The organism is Nocardioides pyridinolyticus (genome assembly GCF_054653575.1).
In genome coordinates this window covers 1-15,625 of the sequence record NZ_BAAIFY010000015.1, presented here as the reverse complement: position 1 = coordinate 15,625, position 15,625 = coordinate 1, and the positions used below count along the sequence as shown (strand labels likewise).

The 15,625-nt window shown below is 71.7% G+C and carries 15 protein-coding genes; 2 read left to right on the top strand and 13 right to left on the bottom strand.

The window, feature by feature from the left end; translation table 11 throughout:
* Positions 1 to 66: 66 nt before the first annotated feature.
* The gene (locus ACYQ0U_RS13860; protein WP_459973838.1) at positions 67 to 1,116 is read right to left on the bottom strand and encodes an AraC family transcriptional regulator; all 1,050 of its coding nucleotides are present in this window, start codon (positions 1,114 to 1,116) and stop codon (positions 67 to 69) included.
* Between the two features lie 365 nt (positions 1,117 to 1,481).
* On the opposite strand from ACYQ0U_RS13860, the gene ACYQ0U_RS13855 reads away from it, so the two are divergent.
* The gene (locus ACYQ0U_RS13855; protein WP_459973835.1) at positions 1,482 to 1,736 is read left to right on the top strand and encodes a histidine kinase dimerization/phospho-acceptor domain-containing protein; all 255 of its coding nucleotides are present in this window, start codon (positions 1,482 to 1,484) and stop codon (positions 1,734 to 1,736) included.
* 26 nt (positions 1,737 to 1,762) lie between these two features.
* Here ACYQ0U_RS13855 and ACYQ0U_RS13850 read toward each other — a convergent pair whose 3' ends face one another.
* The 11 genes from ACYQ0U_RS13850 to ACYQ0U_RS13800 all read right to left on the bottom strand — a co-directional run bounded on the left by ACYQ0U_RS13850 (position 1,763) and on the right by ACYQ0U_RS13800 (position 12,948).
* Complete coding sequence (locus ACYQ0U_RS13850; RefSeq protein ID WP_459973833.1) at positions 1,763 to 2,671, bottom strand: DUF2267 domain-containing protein; 909 nt, start codon at positions 2,669 to 2,671, stop codon at positions 1,763 to 1,765.
* Entirely contained in the window at positions 2,610 to 4,280 is a 1,671-nt protein-coding gene (locus tag ACYQ0U_RS13845) for an FAD-dependent oxidoreductase (RefSeq protein WP_459973831.1), read from the bottom strand. The genes ACYQ0U_RS13850 and ACYQ0U_RS13845 overlap by 62 nt, the downstream gene beginning before the upstream one ends.
* The gene (locus ACYQ0U_RS13840) at positions 4,280 to 4,459 is read right to left on the bottom strand and encodes a hypothetical protein (RefSeq protein WP_459973829.1); all 180 of its coding nucleotides are present in this window, start codon (positions 4,457 to 4,459) and stop codon (positions 4,280 to 4,282) included. Before ACYQ0U_RS13840 ends, ACYQ0U_RS13845 begins: the two co-directional genes overlap by 1 nt.
* The gene (gene trxA, locus ACYQ0U_RS13835; protein WP_459973827.1) at positions 4,456 to 4,953 is read right to left on the bottom strand and encodes a thioredoxin; all 498 of its coding nucleotides are present in this window, start codon (positions 4,951 to 4,953) and stop codon (positions 4,456 to 4,458) included. The genes ACYQ0U_RS13840 and trxA overlap by 4 nt, the downstream gene beginning before the upstream one ends.
* The gene (clpB, locus tag ACYQ0U_RS13830) at positions 4,950 to 7,586 is read right to left on the bottom strand and encodes an ATP-dependent chaperone ClpB (RefSeq protein ID WP_459973825.1); all 2,637 of its coding nucleotides are present in this window, start codon (positions 7,584 to 7,586) and stop codon (positions 4,950 to 4,952) included. The genes trxA and clpB overlap by 4 nt, the downstream gene beginning before the upstream one ends.
* Positions 7,577 to 7,930 carry a chaperone modulator CbpM gene (locus ACYQ0U_RS13825; protein ID WP_459973823.1) on the bottom strand — a complete coding sequence of 118 codons (354 nt, stop codon included), beginning with the start codon at positions 7,928 to 7,930 and terminating at the stop codon, positions 7,577 to 7,579. Before ACYQ0U_RS13825 ends, clpB begins: the two co-directional genes overlap by 10 nt.
* Positions 7,927 to 8,892 carry a DnaJ C-terminal domain-containing protein gene (locus ACYQ0U_RS13820; RefSeq protein WP_459973821.1) on the bottom strand — a complete coding sequence of 322 codons (966 nt, stop codon included), beginning with the start codon at positions 8,890 to 8,892 and terminating at the stop codon, positions 7,927 to 7,929. Before ACYQ0U_RS13820 ends, ACYQ0U_RS13825 begins: the two co-directional genes overlap by 4 nt.
* A complete protein-coding gene (locus tag ACYQ0U_RS13815; RefSeq protein ID WP_459973819.1) occupies positions 8,892 to 9,395 on the bottom strand; it encodes a nucleotide exchange factor GrpE in 504 nt (167 codons plus the stop codon). Before ACYQ0U_RS13815 ends, ACYQ0U_RS13820 begins: the two co-directional genes overlap by 1 nt.
* An 11-nt stretch (positions 9,396 to 9,406) precedes the next feature.
* A complete protein-coding gene (gene dnaK / locus ACYQ0U_RS13810) occupies positions 9,407 to 11,302 on the bottom strand; it encodes a molecular chaperone DnaK (protein WP_459973817.1) in 1,896 nt (631 codons plus the stop codon).
* Between the two features lie 337 nt (positions 11,303 to 11,639).
* Positions 11,640 to 11,798 carry a hypothetical protein gene (locus ACYQ0U_RS13805; protein ID WP_459973815.1) on the bottom strand — a complete coding sequence of 53 codons (159 nt, stop codon included), beginning with the start codon at positions 11,796 to 11,798 and terminating at the stop codon, positions 11,640 to 11,642.
* 1 nt (position 11,799) lies between these two features.
* Positions 11,800 to 12,948, bottom strand: a complete 1,149-nt coding sequence (locus ACYQ0U_RS13800) for a glutathione-independent formaldehyde dehydrogenase (RefSeq protein WP_459973813.1) — start codon at positions 12,946 to 12,948, stop codon at positions 11,800 to 11,802.
* 220 nt (positions 12,949 to 13,168) lie between these two features.
* On the opposite strand from ACYQ0U_RS13800, the gene ACYQ0U_RS13795 reads away from it, so the two are divergent.
* Positions 13,169 to 14,200, top strand: coding sequence for a helix-turn-helix transcriptional regulator (locus tag ACYQ0U_RS13795; protein WP_459973811.1), 1,032 nt, complete (start codon positions 13,169 to 13,171; stop codon positions 14,198 to 14,200).
* Positions 14,201 to 14,854: 654 nt separating this feature from the next.
* Here ACYQ0U_RS13795 and ACYQ0U_RS13790 read toward each other — a convergent pair.
* Positions 14,855 to 15,625: lipoyl protein ligase domain-containing protein (locus tag ACYQ0U_RS13790; RefSeq protein ID WP_459973808.1), on the bottom strand; the 771-nt coding region annotated here is incomplete at its 5' end.

Sequence of the window (15,625 nt, the reverse complement as noted above, 5' to 3'; positions counted from 1 at the left end):
GGCGCCACCCACGAGGCGGTATCGGCAGACCTGCCCATATCGCCGGCCCGGGCGCCCGCGGCACGGTCACCCCTGGGCGCGGCGCAGCGTCTCCGACGGCAGCTCGCCGTAGGCCGCCCGATAGGCGGACGCGAACCGGCCCAGGTGGATGAACCCCCACTCACGCGCCACCGCCTGGACGGTGGTGGACTCACGCGGCGCCCGCCTGAGCGCCTCGTGGGCCCGGCGAAGCCGCACCTCGCGCACGTAGGTCATCGGCGGAATGCCGACGTCTCGGCTGAAGCCGTCCTGCAGCGCCCGGACACTGAGGTGCACCTCGCCGGCCAGCCGCACCGTCGACCACGGCTCGGTGGGTCGTTCCTCGACCAGCTCGATCGCCGCCGCGATCGCAGCGCGAGGCGCCTGGCGGGTGTGGTCGAGAGCCGCCTCGCTGTAGTTGTGCGAGCACCTGAGCAGGAGCGTGTCCATGACCAGCCCCTCGATGTGCCCGGCGGCGACCGCAGGCATGCGCCGGTCGTCCGACTGGTCGATCTCCTCGGCGAGGAGCCTCGCGATGTGGGGCCACTGCCGGCCGACCGAGGGTTGGGAGTCTCGGGTGAACTCGAAGGTGAGAGGACTGCGGATGGAGCGACCGAGCAGTCGCTCGAGCGCTGCCTCCATGCCGGCCCGCGGGATCATCAGGCACAGCTGGACGCAGTCGGCGGACCAGGAGATCTCCGCAGGCTCGCCGGGAGAGAAGATCAGGCCGCGGCCCGGACCTCGGACGACCGGGGCGCTCGAGCCCCGCCGACTGGCGGCTCGTCCACGCAGGGGCGTGTTGACGTGGAAGTTCTGGGCGTCGGCGGTGCGGAGGCGGACCCGGCGGCCAGGGGCCAGCCGCCCCATGGTGAGCGCGCCGAACTGGAGGGCGGCGACGTCCAGCTCCAGCGGCGCGCTGCCCCGGGACAGGTCTAGGCGGCTCGGCAGATACAGCTCCGAGATGACCTGTTCCGCCTCGTCGCGGTCGCTGGTCCGCCGCCGCAGGTATCCGCCGGGACGGGGCGTCTCGTCAGTCCCGAGCTGGTGTTCTCCGTGCGGCCGTTCGGTGTCGCGGCCCGAGCCGCCGACGTCGTTCATTGTCCTTCTCCTGCGGCCCCCCCGCCGCGTGGCCGGGAGCGTGTCGACGCTCCCACGTCCGGCCATCAGCGACGAACGCGGGGCCACGACCGCCCGGCGTGCTCGATCTTCCGACCGCAAGGTTACGGCACCGGTGTGCGCGGGGAAGAGCACAGCACCGGGGTACGTCGCCACGTGGAGCCGGCGCCGACGCCGTCGCGTCAGCGCGATGGCCGTTCTGCGCAGGCCGGTGGCCGCCGGGCGCTGCCACTGCGGTTCTGGGGTGCGCCCGCGGGTCATCGGTGGTTCCGTTCGGCCACAGTGGTTGCGGGATCCGCCGGCACCTCGGGTGCGTCCGCAGCCTCCATCACACTCGGGAGAACACGATGCCCAAGCCCGACGACGTCGAGCGACTCATTCAGCAGATCAGCCACGACCTGCGCACCCCGTTGACCACCATCCTGCTCGAGGTCGACGTGCTCGAGGGCTTGGACCCGTCCCCCGCGGCCCAACGGTCGCTGGCCGCCCTGCGGCGCGCGGCACTGCGACTCGACGAGGTGGCCGACCGGGTCTGCCAGCTGATCGACCGCCCGCACCCGGACCCGATCGGAGGGGACACTCCGTCGGGCCAGGACAGCTGATCTGCACCGTCTCCGCGTTCGAGCCATCACGAGCCGTCGACGATGTCGGTGATCCACCGGGCCAGCTCGACGTCGAGGTCGGTGACGACACCCCGCGCGTGCGTCCAGACGCGGAACGCCGTCCCGTCCGGCCGCTCCTCGACGACGGCGTGGTGGTTCATCGCCTGCTCGACCCGCGCGATCCGGTCCCGGACCTCCTGGCCGATCCCCGGCGGCAGGTCGACGGTGCGCTCCAGCGCACGTACGTCACCGGCCCAGCCGGGCAGGGAGGCGAGGGCCGCGGCGACCTCGTCGGCCGTCAGGTCGGTCGGCTCGGGCAGCGCGGCCGTCGCCGCTCGGTCCGGGGGAGGTCCGTCGCCGGGAGCGACGAAGAGATCCGCGAAGCCGTCGGGCAGCTGACGGCGCGCGGTCTCAGCCGCTGGGGCAGCCTGGTCGGCCAGCGCTGACAGCACGGCCTGGGCGAGCAGGCGGGCTCGCTCCGGGGTCGTGTCGAGCTCCGAGGCCACCGTCTGCAGGAACGGCGCCGTGCCCTGGTCGCTGTCCAGCGGCACCGAGTCGCGCACCAGCGTCGCCAACCGGGTCGGCAGCGTCGCACCGAGCGTCGTCCGACCCGTGTCGTCCAGGCGCCGGGCGACCCCGACCAGCACACTCTCCGCCGGTCGCCTCGCGGCGTCCGGACGGTCGAGGCCCCGCTCGTACCGCGATGGCCTCCAGAAGGTCGCGATGTGCCACCACAGGTGCTCAGTCCTCTCCTCGCTGGTGAGGCGGCGCTGCGGTCGCGCCGACGCCGTCCACGTCGATCCATGCTCGGCGCGGGCTCCCGCGCTCGCAATCGGTCGATCTGCCGATGGCTGACGCGCCGGGGCGATCTCGTCACCGACGGCCGGCCCTGTGGAGGTGCTCGTAGGCCTGGCGGACGGCGATCGCGCCCTCACCCACCGCGGACGCGACCCGCTTGGCCGAGCCGCTGCGCACGTCGCCCACCGCCAGGACGCCCGGCTCGGCCGTCTCGAAGCTCGTCGTGGAGCCGTTCGCGGAGGTGCCCGTGAGGATGTAGCCCTTCTCGTCCAGCGGGACCTGACCCTCCAACCACGAGGTCTGGGGCTCGGCGCCGATCAGCACGAACAGCGCGGTGGCCGGGACGCGGTGTCGATCGTCGGTGCTCAGGTCGCGGATCGTCACCGCGTCGAGCTCCTCGCTCCCGACGAGCTCCACCACCTCGCTGGTGCGCCAGATCCTGATCGTGGGGTCCCGCTGGACCCGGTCGACGAGGTACCGGGACATGTCCCGGCTCAGGTCGTCGTGGCGGATCACCAGGTGGACGTCCGAGCCGTTCCGGGCCAGGAACAGGGCCGCCTGGCCGGCGGAGTTCCCGCCGCCGACGACGGCGACCGGATCGCCCCGACACAGTCGTGCCTCGAAGTCGGTGGCGGCGTAGTACACGCTGGGACCCTCGAGCCGCTCCATGCCGGGGACGTCGAGGCGGCGGTAGCGCACGCCGGTGGCGAGGATCACCGTGTGCGCCTCCACCTGTGCCCCGTCGGCCAGTCCGACGACGAAGTGACCGTCGATGCGGTCGAGCGACCGGGCCTCGCCGGGGATCGTGAAGGTCGCCCCGAACTTGCGGGCCTGGACCACGGCGCGGTCGGCCAGCTCGGCGCCCGAGATGCCGGCCGGGAAGCCGAGGTAGTTCTCGATCTGGGACGACGTTCCCGCCTGCCCTCCCGTCGCGATCGCATCGAGCACCACCGTGGAGAGTCCTTCACAGGCCGCGGTCACCGCGGCGGCCAGGCCGGCCGGACCGGCGCCGACCACGAGCACGTCGTGCGCCTCGCGGGGCGGCGCGACCTCCCGCAGGCCGAGGAGCTCAGCCAGCTCGGTGTTGCTGGGGTTGCGCAGGACGGTCTGCCCCTTCCAGATCACCACGGGGGTCTGGTCGGGAGGGACGTCGAAGGCCCGCAGCGTGACCTCGGCGTCGGGATCGTCCTCCAGGTCCTCCCAGCCGTACGGCACCCGGTTGCGGCTCGCGAAGTCCCTCAGCCGCCGGGTGTCGGCCGAGTACCGGGAACCGATGATCCGCAGGCCCGCCCCGAGGTAGCCGTGGAGGTGGCGGCGCAGGATGAAGGCCCGCAGGATCAGGTCCCCGAGCGCCTGATCCCGGCTGACCGCCTCCTTGAGCCGCTCGTAGGGGATCTCCAGCGCCTCGACGTCGGTCTGGGCGACGGCCGTGACGTAGACCGCCTGGCCGGTCAGCATCGACAGGTCACCCACGAACCGGCCACGGGCGTGGACGGCGATCACCCGCGGGTCCGCCTCGGGGCCGCCCTCCTGGAGGACCGCGACCCGACCGTCCAGCACGACGAACACGCTGCAGTCGCGGTCCCCCTCGCAGAACAGCGTCGCGCCCTTGGGCAGGCGCCTGCGCTCGCCGTACCGGGCGAGCAGCATGATCTGCTCGTCGGTGAGCCGGGGGTAGGCGCCGGCGGTGTCCGGGGTCTCGGGCAGGTCCGGCCGCTCGAGGTCAGACGAACTGCTCGTCGGCATCACCACCTCCAGTTCTCCCCCGGCTCGATCGAGCGCACGATGACGTGGCGGGTCGCGGCGGCGTGGGCGCGCGCGTGGCGCATCGGCGAGGAGTCGCAGCCCGGCGTCGTGGGCTGACCGACCGGCCGGATGATCGGCAGGTTCGGGTCCGGGACCGCCCGGCCGGGGACGGTGGTCATCCCTGGCCGTCCCGCATCGACTCGTGCTCCCCGGTCGGCGCTGTCTCGGCCGTGGGCAGATGCCCGGTGAGCCACGCCCGCAGAGCGGGTGCGGGCGCGGCGCCGATCTGCTTGTCCACGACCGTCCCGTGGTCCAGGAGGACCAGCGTCGGGATCGCCTGGACCTCGAAGCGGCGGCTCACGTCCGGCGCCTCGTCCGCGTTGACCTTGACCAGCTTCAGCGCGCCGGCGAACTCCGTCGCCAACTGCTCGAGTACCGGGCTGACCATGCGGCAGGGGCCGCACCACGGCGCCCACACGTCGACGAGCACCGGGATGGCCGCCTCGTCCACCACGGCGGCGAAGTCGGCGTCGGACGTGTCGACCACCCACGGCAGCGGGCTCCGGCAGTTGCCGCACCGGGGCGCCCCGTCCGCGGCGGCCGGCACCCGGTTCTTCGTGCTGCAGCTGGGGCACACCACGACCGTGGCCGGCCCCTTGGCCGCCGACATCATGCCACCGCCTCCTCAGGGTGGTCCGGTCTCCTCGGGACGACGGTGAGCACCCCGTCGTCGGCGTCGATCACGATGGTCGACTCCTCGGGCAGGTCACCGCGGAGGAGCGCGCGCGCCACGCGGGTCTCCACCTCACGGGCGATGAACCGCCGCAGGGGACGAGCGCCGTACGCCGGGTCGAAGCCCTGCTCCGCCATCACCCGCCGGGCCTCCGCGGTGGCCTCGAGCGTGATCCGCTGCGCCGCCAGCCGCTCGCGCAGCTCGCCCAGCTGGAGGTCGGCGATGCGCTCGATCTCGGTGAACGTCAGCGGCTTGAACACCACGGTCTCGTCGATCCGGTTCAGGAACTCCGGGCGGAAGTGGGATCGCAGGGAGGTCATCACCAGCGCGCGGGCCTCCGACGTCACCTCGCCGTCCGGCGTGACTCCCTCGAGCAGGTACTCCGAGCCGATGTTGGAGGTCATGATGATGACGGTGTTGCGGAAGTCCACCGTGCGTCCGTGCGAGTCGGTGAGCCGCCCGTCGTCGAGCACCTGGAGCAGGATGTTGAAGACGTCGACGTGGGCCTTCTCGATCTCGTCGAGGAGGATCACCGAATAGTGCTTGCGCCGCACGGCCTCGGTCAGCTGGCCGCCTTCCTCGAAGCCGACGTATCCCGGCGGGGCGCCGACGAGCCGGCTGACGGTGTGCCGCTCCTGGTACTCGCTCATGTCGATGCGGATGATGTTCTCCTCGCTGTCGAAGAGCGCCTCCGCGAGCGCCTTGGCGAGCTCGGTCTTGCCCACGCCGGTCGGGCCCAGGAAGACGAAGGAGCCGATCGGACGGGTCGGGTTCTTGATGCCCGCGCGGGCCCGCACGATCGCGTCGGTCACCAGCTGCACCGCCTCGTCCTGGCCGATCACCCGCTCGTGGAGCACCTCGTCGAGGCGGAGGATCTTCTCCCGCTCGCCCTCCTGGAGGCGGCTCACCGGGATGCCCGTCCAGCGGGCGACGACGTCGGCGATCTCCTCGCCGGTGACGACCTCGCGGAGCAGGCGCCTCCCGGCCTGCTTGGCCCCGAGTCTCTCCTCGGCCGCCTCGAGTCGTCGCTCGAGCTCCGGCAGCCTGCCGTGACGCAGGCTGGCCGCCCGGTTCAGGTCGTACTCGCGCTCGGCCCGTTCGCCCTCCAGGCGAACCTGCTCGATCTCCTGCCGCAGGCTCTGGACCTCCCGGAGCGCCTGCCGCTCCGCCTCCCACTGGGCCCGCATGGCGTCGGCCTCGGCCCGCAGGTCGGCCAGCTCCTTGCGGAGCTCCTCGAGACGACGCAGGCTCGCCTGATCCGACTCCTGGGCCACGGCGGCTTCCTCGATCTCGAGACGGGTGACCCGGCGGGTGAGCTCGTCGAGCTCCGCGGGCATCGAGTCGATCTCGGTGCGCAGCATCGCGCAGGCCTCGTCGACCAGGTCGATGGCCTTGTCGGGCAGGAACCGGTCGGAGATGTAGCGGTCGCTCAGGGTGACCGCGGCGACCAGGGCGCCGTCGTGGATCTTGACGCCGTGGAACACCTCGAAGCGCTCGCGCAGTCCCCGGAGGATCGACAGGGCGTCCTCGACGCTCGGCTCGTCGACCAGGACGGGCTGGAACCGCCGTTCGAGCGCCGCGTCCTTCTCGATGTGGCTGCGGTACTCGTCGAGCGTCGTGGCCCCGATCATGTGCAGCTCGCCGCGGGCGAGCATGGGCTTCAGCATCTGACCTGCGTCCATCGCGCCCTCCGACGCGCCGGCCCCGACGACGGTGTGCAGCTCGTCGACGAACAGCAGGATCTTCCCCTCCGCGGCCAGCACCTCGTTCAGGACCGCCTTGAGTCGTTCCTCGAACTCGCCGCGGTACTTCGCCCCCGCGACGAGGGAGCCCATGTCCAGGGCGAAGACGGTCTTGTCGCGCAGGCCCTCAGGTACGTCGCCGTGGTGGATCCGCTGCGCCAGGCCCTCCACGATGGCGGTCTTCCCGACCCCCGGCTCACCGATCAGCACGGGGTTGTTCTTGCTCTTGCGGGACAGGATCTGGACCGTGCGCCGGATCTCGGAGTCCCGGCCGATCACCGGCTCCAGCCGGCCGGCGGCCGCGTCCGCGACCAGGTCGCGACCGTACTTCGCGAGCGCCTCGTAGGTGCCCTCCGGGGTGGCGGACGTGACCCGTTGGGAGCCCCGCACCTCGGTCAGGGTCGTCAGGAACGAGTCGCGGGTCACCCCGTGTCGCCCGAGGATCCGACCGGCTGCCGAGTCGGACCCCTCGTCGAGGAGCGCGACCACCAGGTGCTCGACGGAGACGTACTCGTCCTTGAGCCTGCGTGCCTCCTGCTCGGCGGCCTCGAGGACGCGGTTCAGCCGCTGGGTGACGTACACCCTCCCCGGTTCGGCGCCGGAGCCGGTGACCCGGGGGCGCTTGGCGAGCTCCGCCTCCAGGTCCTCCCGCAGCCGGTCCACGTCCGCACCCGTCCGGGCCAGCAACGGTGGGACCAACCCCTCGCCCTGCTCGAGGAGCGCCAGCAGCAGGTGCTCGCCGTCCACCTCCTGGTGCCCGAATCGGAGCGCCTTGGTCTGGGCGTCGTGCAGCGCTTCCTGCGACTTCTGCGTGAGTCGGTTCAGGTCCATGGGATCCTCCGATCTGGGGACGGGCGCCGCTGGGACCTCTCGAGGACCGCGATCCGGTCCAGCAGGTCCATCACGAGCCCGAGCGAGGAGTAGTTGAGGTTCAGCCGTAGGTGCAGCCGCTGGACCGTGGCCATCGCCTGGACCTGGGACGGGTCGAACCAGAGGCTGCCCCCGGCGTCGCGGGTGACGTCCAGCAACCCGAGCGCGACCAGCCGACGGACCAGCTCGGGGTGCACTCCCGTGATCCGGGCGTAGCTGTCCAGGCTCAGCCGGTGGGGCCGGGCGAGCGGCCATCGCGTCCCGGTGGTCGGGTCTGGGGTCGGAGCCGGGGGCGTGTCGGTCATCGCGGACTCCCCAGGTCGAAGGGCGAGACCCCGCTGAGCCGCTCCCACTGCTCGCGTTCCTCCGCCGACGGCGAGGTCGGCACCTTGATCTGGGTCTCGGCGTACAGGTCACCCGGCGCGCCCCGGTTGTTCGGCAGTCCGCGGCCCTTCAACCGGAGCCGGCGATGGCTGGACGTCCCTGGCGGGACGGTCACGGTGGCAGGACCACCGGGCGTGTCGATGTCCACCGCCGAGCCGAGGGCGGCCTCCCAGGGCGCGAGGGGCATCAGCAGGTGCACGTCCCGACCCTCGAGCCGGTAGCGCGGATGGGGTGCGATGCGGACGACGAGGTAGAGGTCGCCGGCCTCGCCCCCACCGGATCCTCGACCCCCTTGGCCGCGCAGCCTGATCCGCTGGCCGTCCACGACCCCCGCCGGGATGTTCACGTCGATCGTGCGCGGCTCGTCGATCCCCGAGATCGACAGGGTCCGGTGGGTCCCGTGGTACGCCTCCTCGACCGTCACCTCGACCTCGGTCTCGTGGTCCGAGCCGGAGACCGGACCCCAACCACCCCGGCCGCGACCGCGAGCACCGAAGATGCCGCCGAGCAGGTCCTCGAGGTCCACGTCGTCGCCGGAGCCGGCGTACTGGAACCCGCCCGTGGGACCGGCACCGCCCCAGCCGCTCGACCGCCCGCCGCGGGCACCGGCTCCCGCATGCTCCCGCGCCCGGCGGAAGGCGTCCGGGTCGACGTCGGGAGCGACGCGCCGGAAGTCCGCCCCGAACGCGTCGTACCGCTTGCGCTGGTCGGGGTCGGAGAGCACGTCGTACGCCTCGGAGAGCTCCTTGAAGCGCTCCTCCGCACCGGGATCCTTGTTGATGTCGGGATGGAGCGTGCGGGCGCGCTTGCGGTAGGCGCGCTGGATCTCCGACTGGTCGGCATCGCGGGAGACCCCGAGGATCTCGTAGGCGTCCCGAGCCATCACACGCTCCTGGTGGCCACGACCACGGACGCCGGCCGCAGGATCCCCCCGTCGGTCCCGTAGCCGGGACGGACGACGTGCGCCACCGTGCCGGGGACGAGGTCGTCACCCGTGACGGTGCTGACGGCCTCGTGACGGGCCGGGTCGAAGGCCTTGCCGATCTCGTCGTCGCGCCGGGGATAGCCCAGGTCGGCCAGGACCGCGAGTGCCTGCTGGTGCACGGCCCGCACGCCCTCCACGATCTGGTCGGGGTTCGAGGAGGCGTGCTCGAGGGCACGCTCGAGGTTGTCGAGAACCGGCAACCAGCGGACCGCCACCGCCGCCCGCTCCTGCTCGCGGGCGCGGGTCACGTCCTGGGCGCACCGCTTGCGGAAGTTGTCCAGCTCAGCGGCGGTCCGGCGCCAGGAGTCCTCGAGCTCGGCGATCCTCTTCTCGGTCTCGGCGGTACTCTCCACGGCGTCCTCGGCGGTGGGCGTGGATTCGGGGTCCCGTGGTTCTGACATGACCGTGCCGCTCAGTGCGTCGTGAAGTCGGCGTCGATCACGTCATCGGAGTCGTCGGCCGGGGCACCCTGACCCGAGTCGGCCGACTGGCCCGTCGTGCCGGCGGACCCGGTCCGGGCGGACGTGCTGAGCACCTGGGCCATCTGGTGCAGCTCGCCCGTGAGAGACCGCAGGCGGTCGATGGGTGCCTGCTCGTCGAGAGCCGCGCGCGCGTCGTTCACCAGCATCTCCGCGCGGGCGCGGTCGTGCTCGGCGACGGCGTGCCCGGCCTGCTCGAGCTGGCGCTGGAGCTGGTACATCACGGAGTCGAGCTCGTTGCGGGCGTCGACGAGCTGACGGAGCTGGGCGTCCTCGCTCCGGTGCGTCTCCGCGTCCGAGACCATGCGCTCGACCTCCTCCTGGGACAGGGTGGAGGTCTCGCTGATGGTGACCCGTTGCTCGGCACCGGTGTCCTTGTCCTTGGCGGAGACGTGCAGGATGCCGTTGGCGTCGATGTCGAAGGTCACCTCGATCTGGGGCTCCCCTCGAGGCGCGGGCCGGATGTTCTCCAGGCGGAACCGGGCGAGCACCCGGTTGTCGCTGGCACGCTCCCGCTCGCCCTGGAGGACCACCACGTCCACGGCCTGCTGGTTGTCCTCCGCGGTGCTGAAGACCTCCGTACGTCGGGCCGGGATCGTGGTGTTGCGCTCGATGACCTTGGTCATCACCCCGCCCTGCGTCTCCAGCCCGAGTGAGAGCGGGGTGACGTCGAGCAGCAGGACGTCCTTCACGTCGCCCTTGATGATGGCCGCCTGGACGGCCGCGCCGAGGGCGACGACCTCGTCCGGGTTGACGGTCATGTTGGGTTCCTTGCCACCGGTCAAGCGGCGCACCAGGCTCTGCACCGCAGGGATGCGCGTCGAACCGCCGACGAGGATGACCTCGTCGATGTCGTCCTCGGTGACCCTCGCGTCCCCCATGGCCTGTTGCACCGGTCCCAGACAACGTTCGACGAGGTCCGCGGTGAGCTGCTCGAAGGTGGAGCGCATCAGGTTGACGTTGAGGTGCTTGGGGCCGGAGGCGTCGGCGGTCACGAACGGGAGGTTCACCGATGTCTGCGTGACGGAGGACAGCTCGACCTTCGCCTTCTCGGCGGCCTCGAACAGGCGCTGCAGGGCCTGCGGGTCCTGCCGGAGGTCGATGCCGTTCTCCTTCTTGAACTCGTCCGCGAGATGGTCGACGATGCGCCGGTCGAAGTCGTCACCCCCGAGGTGGGTGTCGCCCGCCGTGGACCGCACCTCGACGACCCCCTCCCCGACGGTCAGGATGCTGACGTCGAAGGTGCCGCCGCCGAGGTCGAAGACCAGGATGGTCTCGTTCTCGAGCCGGTCCATCCCGTAGGCGAGGGCGGCCGCGGTGGGCTCGTTGATGATCCGGAGCACCTCGAGGCCGGCGATCTTGCCCGCGTCCTTGGTCGCCTGCCGTTGGGCGTCGTTGAAGTGCGCGGGCACGGTGATGACCGCCTGGGTCACCCGCTCTCCGAGCGCCCGTCCGGCGTCGTCGGCGAGCTTGCGCAGGATCTGTGCGGAGATCTCCTCCGAGGCGTAGAGCTTGCCGTGGACCGAGAAGCGGACTGCCCCGTCCGGACCCGCCACGACCTCGTACGAGACCGTCTGGAGCTCGCTCTGCACCTCGTCGTACTTCCGCCCGATGAAGCGCTTGGCCGAGTAGATCGTGCCCTGGGGGTTGAGGATCGCCTGTCGTCGGGCCATCTGACCCACCAGCCGTTCACCGCCCTCGAGGAACGCGACGACGGAGGGGGTGGTTCGGTTCCCCTCGGCATTGGGGACGACCTGGGGCTGGTCACCCTCCATCGCCGCGATCACCGAGTTGGTCGTTCCGAGGTCGATGCCGACAGCCCTGCCCATGACGCACTCCGTTCGCTCGACCCGGCCCGGTGCCCGGTGGTTGATACCTCCATTACACTGGGACGGCCCGGCCCGTTCCATCGGCAGATCTGCCCATACGGATCCGATCGCCGGCCGTACTGCCGGGGATCCCGGTTCCTCCTCCCGCGTACGGCGGCACCGAGTCCGTCATCGACCGGCTGGACCGCGGGCTGACGCGCGCCGGCCACGGGGTGCTGCTCGCCGCAGCGGCGAACAGCACCTGTCCGGTGCCCCGCGTGCCCGGCACCGATCGGGCCCTCGAGACGGCACCCGTGACCGCCGAGACGATCAGCGACCTGCGCCACGTCATCACGAGCTACGCCGTCGCGGGCCTGGATCTCGCCGCTCTTGATGGAGACCAGGACGGTGCGGCACCGGCGCCGTCCAGCGCCTGCCGCGGCTGCTCCAGCTCGACCCGCTCCACGCCGTCGGCCGCCAGGATCGCCACTCGTCGTCCCTCCAGGGTCGTGCTCACGTCACACCCCCGCCGGGTGGAGGACGACCTTCGTCCAGCCGTCGTCGCGGTTGTCGAAGTGCTCGTAGGCGTCCGCCGCCTCGTCCAGGGAGAGCTCGTGGCTCACGATGAACGACGGCTCCGCCTTGCCGGCGGCGATCAGGTCGCGCAGCTGCCGGTTGTACTTCTTGACCGGCGCCTGGCCGGTGCCGAGGTGCTGGCCCTTGAACCAGAACATCCCGAAGTCGAAGGCCAGCTTGCCCTGCTTGGCCAGCTCGTCGCTGGCCCCGGGGTCCTGCGGCACGAAGACGCCGACGGTGCCGATGGTCCCCGTGAACCGGACCGAGGCGACCAGCCGGTTCATGGTCAGGTTCGGCTCTTCCTGGCCGTCCGGCTCGTGGGCCTGGTAGCCGACGCACTCGCAGCCGTTGTCCGCCCCCAAGCCCATCGTCTCCTCCAGGACGGCTTCCACCGGGTCGACCTTCGAGTCGTCGATCGCGATCGCTCCGATGGACTCCGCCAGCCGCAACCGGTCCGGCTGCCGATCCACGACCATCACCTTGCTCGCACCCCGGATCGTCGCCGAGAGCGCGGCCATCAGCCCCACCGGGCCGGCGCCGTAGATGACCGTCTGGTCGCCGGGGTTGACGCCGGCCATCTCGGTCGCGTGGTAGCCCGTGGGGAAGATGTCGGCGAGCATCACGTAGTCGCTCTGGCGCTCCGCTGCGTCCTCGCCCAGACGCAGGCAGTTGAAGTCACCCCAGGGCACGCGCAGCAGCTCCGCCTGGCCTCCGGCCCACGGCCCCATGTCGGCGAAGCCGTACGCCGCGCCGGCCATCTTCGGGTCCGGCTGCGCGGTGAGGCAGTAGTTCGTGAGCTGACGCTCGCAGTTCTTGCAGTGTCCGCACGCGATGTTGAACGGAAGGACGACGTACTCTCCGACCTGCACCTTGTCGACGCCGTCGCCCACCTCGACCACGCGCCCGAGGTTCTCGTGGCCGAACCAGCGGCCGGGCTCGAAGTCGGTTCGACCTTCGTACATGTGGAGGTCCGAGCCGCAGATGTTCGTCGACGTGATCTGCACCAGCACGTCCGTCGGCCGCTCGATCCGCGCGTCCGGCACGTCCTTGACGCTGACCTGCCGCGGCCCGTCGTACACCACTGCCTTCATGCTGCCTCCTCGGTTGCGAATGCGGACCGCCGCCCGGGCGAGCGGCGTTCTGCCATTACACGAGCGACGTGCCGACGATCGGTATCGGCAGACATGCCGATTCGGGACCGCTTGACCGTCGCCGGCATGGGTACCGGGACGGCAGTGGAGACGGCCTCGAGGACCCGGGGCCGATAACCATCTTCCGACACCGCTGCGGCGGGTCCTGAACGGAGCCTCCATGCGGGACGATCCAGCTCCCGTCGCTCAGATCCTCGAGATCGCCGCCTCGCCCGTGCCTCTGCTGGAGCGGGCCAGGGCACTCGTGGACAGCCTGGACCGTTGGCTGCTTCCCGACGCCGTCTGGCTCACGCTGTCCGGTCCCGGGCCGAGCGCCTACGCCACCGTGGGAACCACGGGGCTCGAACAACCCGTCCTCGACTACCTCGACTGTCCCTCGGACGTGCGGAGGTCCCAGCTCGCCGAGCTCAGCCGGAGGGCGCGTCAGATCGGCGTGACGGAGCTCCCGGTTGCCGACGACCGGCAGCTCACGTGGGCGGACTGCTGCGTCCCAGCCGGCTTCCGGGACGGCCTGGGGGTGCCCGTGCACGAACCTGGAGGCCCCTACCTGGGGATGCTCAGCGTCCTGTTCGTCAGCGGCGAGCCGCCCTCGTCCTCGATGCGCGCCTGCCTGACCGAGCTCGCACCGCTGATCGCGCGTGGCATCGCACCGATGCGCTCGCTGCTCGCGTCCGCGCGCCTCGTCCAGGGTGCCGTCTCCGGGCTCGTCCTGCTCCGGAACGACGCCAGCTGTCCGCTGCCGGGCCTGGCCGAGCACCCGTTGCTGAGGACCGGGTCCCCGGTGGTGGAGCTCGCCCGGCAGGCGCTCACGGACGGCCAGGTCTTCCGGTCCTTCGTGTGGCCCGAGGACGGGGACCATGGCGCCACCGGGCACGCGCGCATGACCTTGCTGGCCGCGACGGACGCGCCGACCAGCGTGCTGGGCACGCTCCTCGTCACCCCGCAGGTCGACTGCCGGGGCCTGACGCCACGCGAGCTCGAAGTGCTCGGCCTGCTCGTGGACGGCCACTCGAACCAGCAGATCGCTCGACGGCTCTGCATCGCGCTCCGCACCGTGGCTGCCCATGTGGAGCACATCCTGCACAAGCTGGAGGTCCCGACGCGGACGCTGGCGGCGGTCCGGGCCGAGCGCGAGGGCTACCACGTGCCTCCCGTGCCATGGCCCCGGCAAGAGAACCGTGCGGTCGGCTGAGCTCCTGACCGTCCCGTCCCTCGGCCTCACGCCGGCGCGCTCCGTCTCGACGACCGCGCCGGCCCGTCCCGCCTGACGTCCGGCCTGTCGACGCGCCGTTCGTCCTGGCCGAACGTGGACCTTCCACGGCGACCCGTCCACTCCTACGGTCGCCGAGCGGGACGCGGAGCGACCAGAGATGAGCGAGCAGCGAGAGCCCGGGACGCTTCCGGAACTGATCGACACCACCCCGAACCTCGTGGATCACCTCTGCCACCGCCTGCGAGGAGGCCAGCTGGTCGATCGGCGGCAGCTTCTGCTTCCCGCGGATCGACGAGAGCACTGCTTCGCGCCGTACGAGCTCGGCTACGGCCACCTACCCAGCTCAACCACGACGTCGTCGGGCGTGCAGCGCAGGACCTGCGCCAGATCGGGCAGTCCGTCGGGATCCGCTGCACGGCACGCGTGAGCAGGTGCTCGACGACCTCGCCGGCCTGCGCACGCGTGGGGCCACCGAGGTGTTCGTCGACCTGAACTCCTCCGGCGGATCGGTTCCTCCGACGTCGCCGCGGATGTCGCGACGGCCCAGGCCGAGCGGGTGCCGGACGCGCTGTGCGGGACGTGCCGGACTGACAATCGTGACCGTGCCGTCGACCCGACTGGCGCGGGATCGGCTCAGCCGTCCAGCCAGCAGCCCTCGGGGGCGGCAGCCTCCGCACAGGCGGCGACGAGTCGCGCAGCGACATGGTCGGCCACCTCACTGACACCGACCCCGGTGACCCAGTCCTCCGCGCAGCTTACCGTCGCGGGATCCAAGGGCAGGCCGAGGGCGTCGTAGGCCGAGGTGAGCACGTCGCGCACGGGCTCGGAAGAGGTGGCCATGACGACGGCGGAGAACAGGAACCCCCCGCGGAACAGACGCTGCCCCGTCCCGGCCAACTTGGCACGGGCGGCCACGTTGATGCTCCATTTCCCGTCGCAGTACTCTCCCGGCACCGGTCCCACGCCGACCGCCGGCACGCCAAGGTCTCCGAGGGCCGCGGCGAGCGCCGCACCGGCGACGACGAACCGCTGCCTGTGGTCTCGGGGCGGGTCCGGGTGCTGGTTCCACAGGTGCACGACCACCGATCCGGGGTCGTACGCCGCCAGGTGGCCACCCACGGGTCGGACCACCGGCTCGAACCCCGCCCGTCGGCACGCGGCCACCGCGTCGGCATAGCCGGGGAGCAGGGCATCGCGCCGGGTGAAGGCCGCCGTCGGCGCGCAGCGCGAGACCAGGAGGACCGGGCCCGGACTGTGGGCAGCCCGGGCGGCGGCAAGCACACCGTCGAGATCGACGGATCCGGCCACGACGCCGGGACGACGCAGGACGCTCACCGGGCCGGTACCGAAGGCCGCGGTCACCGCACGACCCTCTGCTGCATGATCCGGGCGTCCATCGCCTGC

Bases quoted from the DNA above. Each gene is read 5' to 3' on its own strand.
- ACYQ0U_RS13860 (WP_459973838.1), bottom strand. From the start codon at position 1,116: ATGAACGACGTCGGCGGCTCGGGCCGCGACACCGAACGGCCGCACGGA.
- ACYQ0U_RS13855 (WP_459973835.1), top strand. From the start codon at position 1,482: ATGCCCAAGCCCGACGACGTCGAGCGACTCATTCAGCAGATCAGCCAC.
- ACYQ0U_RS13845 (WP_459973831.1), bottom strand. From the start codon at position 4,280: ATGCCGACGAGCAGTTCGTCTGACCTCGAGCGGCCGGACCTGCCCGAG.
- ACYQ0U_RS13840 (WP_459973829.1), bottom strand. From the start codon at position 4,459: ATGACCACCGTCCCCGGCCGGGCGGTCCCGGACCCGAACCTGCCGATC.
- trxA (WP_459973827.1), bottom strand. From the start codon at position 4,953: ATGATGTCGGCGGCCAAGGGGCCGGCCACGGTCGTGGTGTGCCCCAGC.
- clpB (WP_459973825.1), bottom strand. From the start codon at position 7,586: ATGGACCTGAACCGACTCACGCAGAAGTCGCAGGAAGCGCTGCACGAC.
- ACYQ0U_RS13825 (WP_459973823.1), bottom strand. From the start codon at position 7,930: ATGACCGACACGCCCCCGGCTCCGACCCCAGACCCGACCACCGGGACG.
- ACYQ0U_RS13820 (WP_459973821.1), bottom strand. From the start codon at position 8,892: ATGGCTCGGGACGCCTACGAGATCCTCGGGGTCTCCCGCGATGCCGAC.
- ACYQ0U_RS13815 (WP_459973819.1), bottom strand. From the start codon at position 9,395: ATGTCAGAACCACGGGACCCCGAATCCACGCCCACCGCCGAGGACGCC.
- dnaK (WP_459973817.1), bottom strand. From the start codon at position 11,302: ATGGGCAGGGCTGTCGGCATCGACCTCGGAACGACCAACTCGGTGATC.
- ACYQ0U_RS13800 (WP_459973813.1), bottom strand. From the start codon at position 12,948: ATGAAGGCAGTGGTGTACGACGGGCCGCGGCAGGTCAGCGTCAAGGAC.
- ACYQ0U_RS13795 (WP_459973811.1), top strand. From the start codon at position 13,169: ATGCGGGACGATCCAGCTCCCGTCGCTCAGATCCTCGAGATCGCCGCC.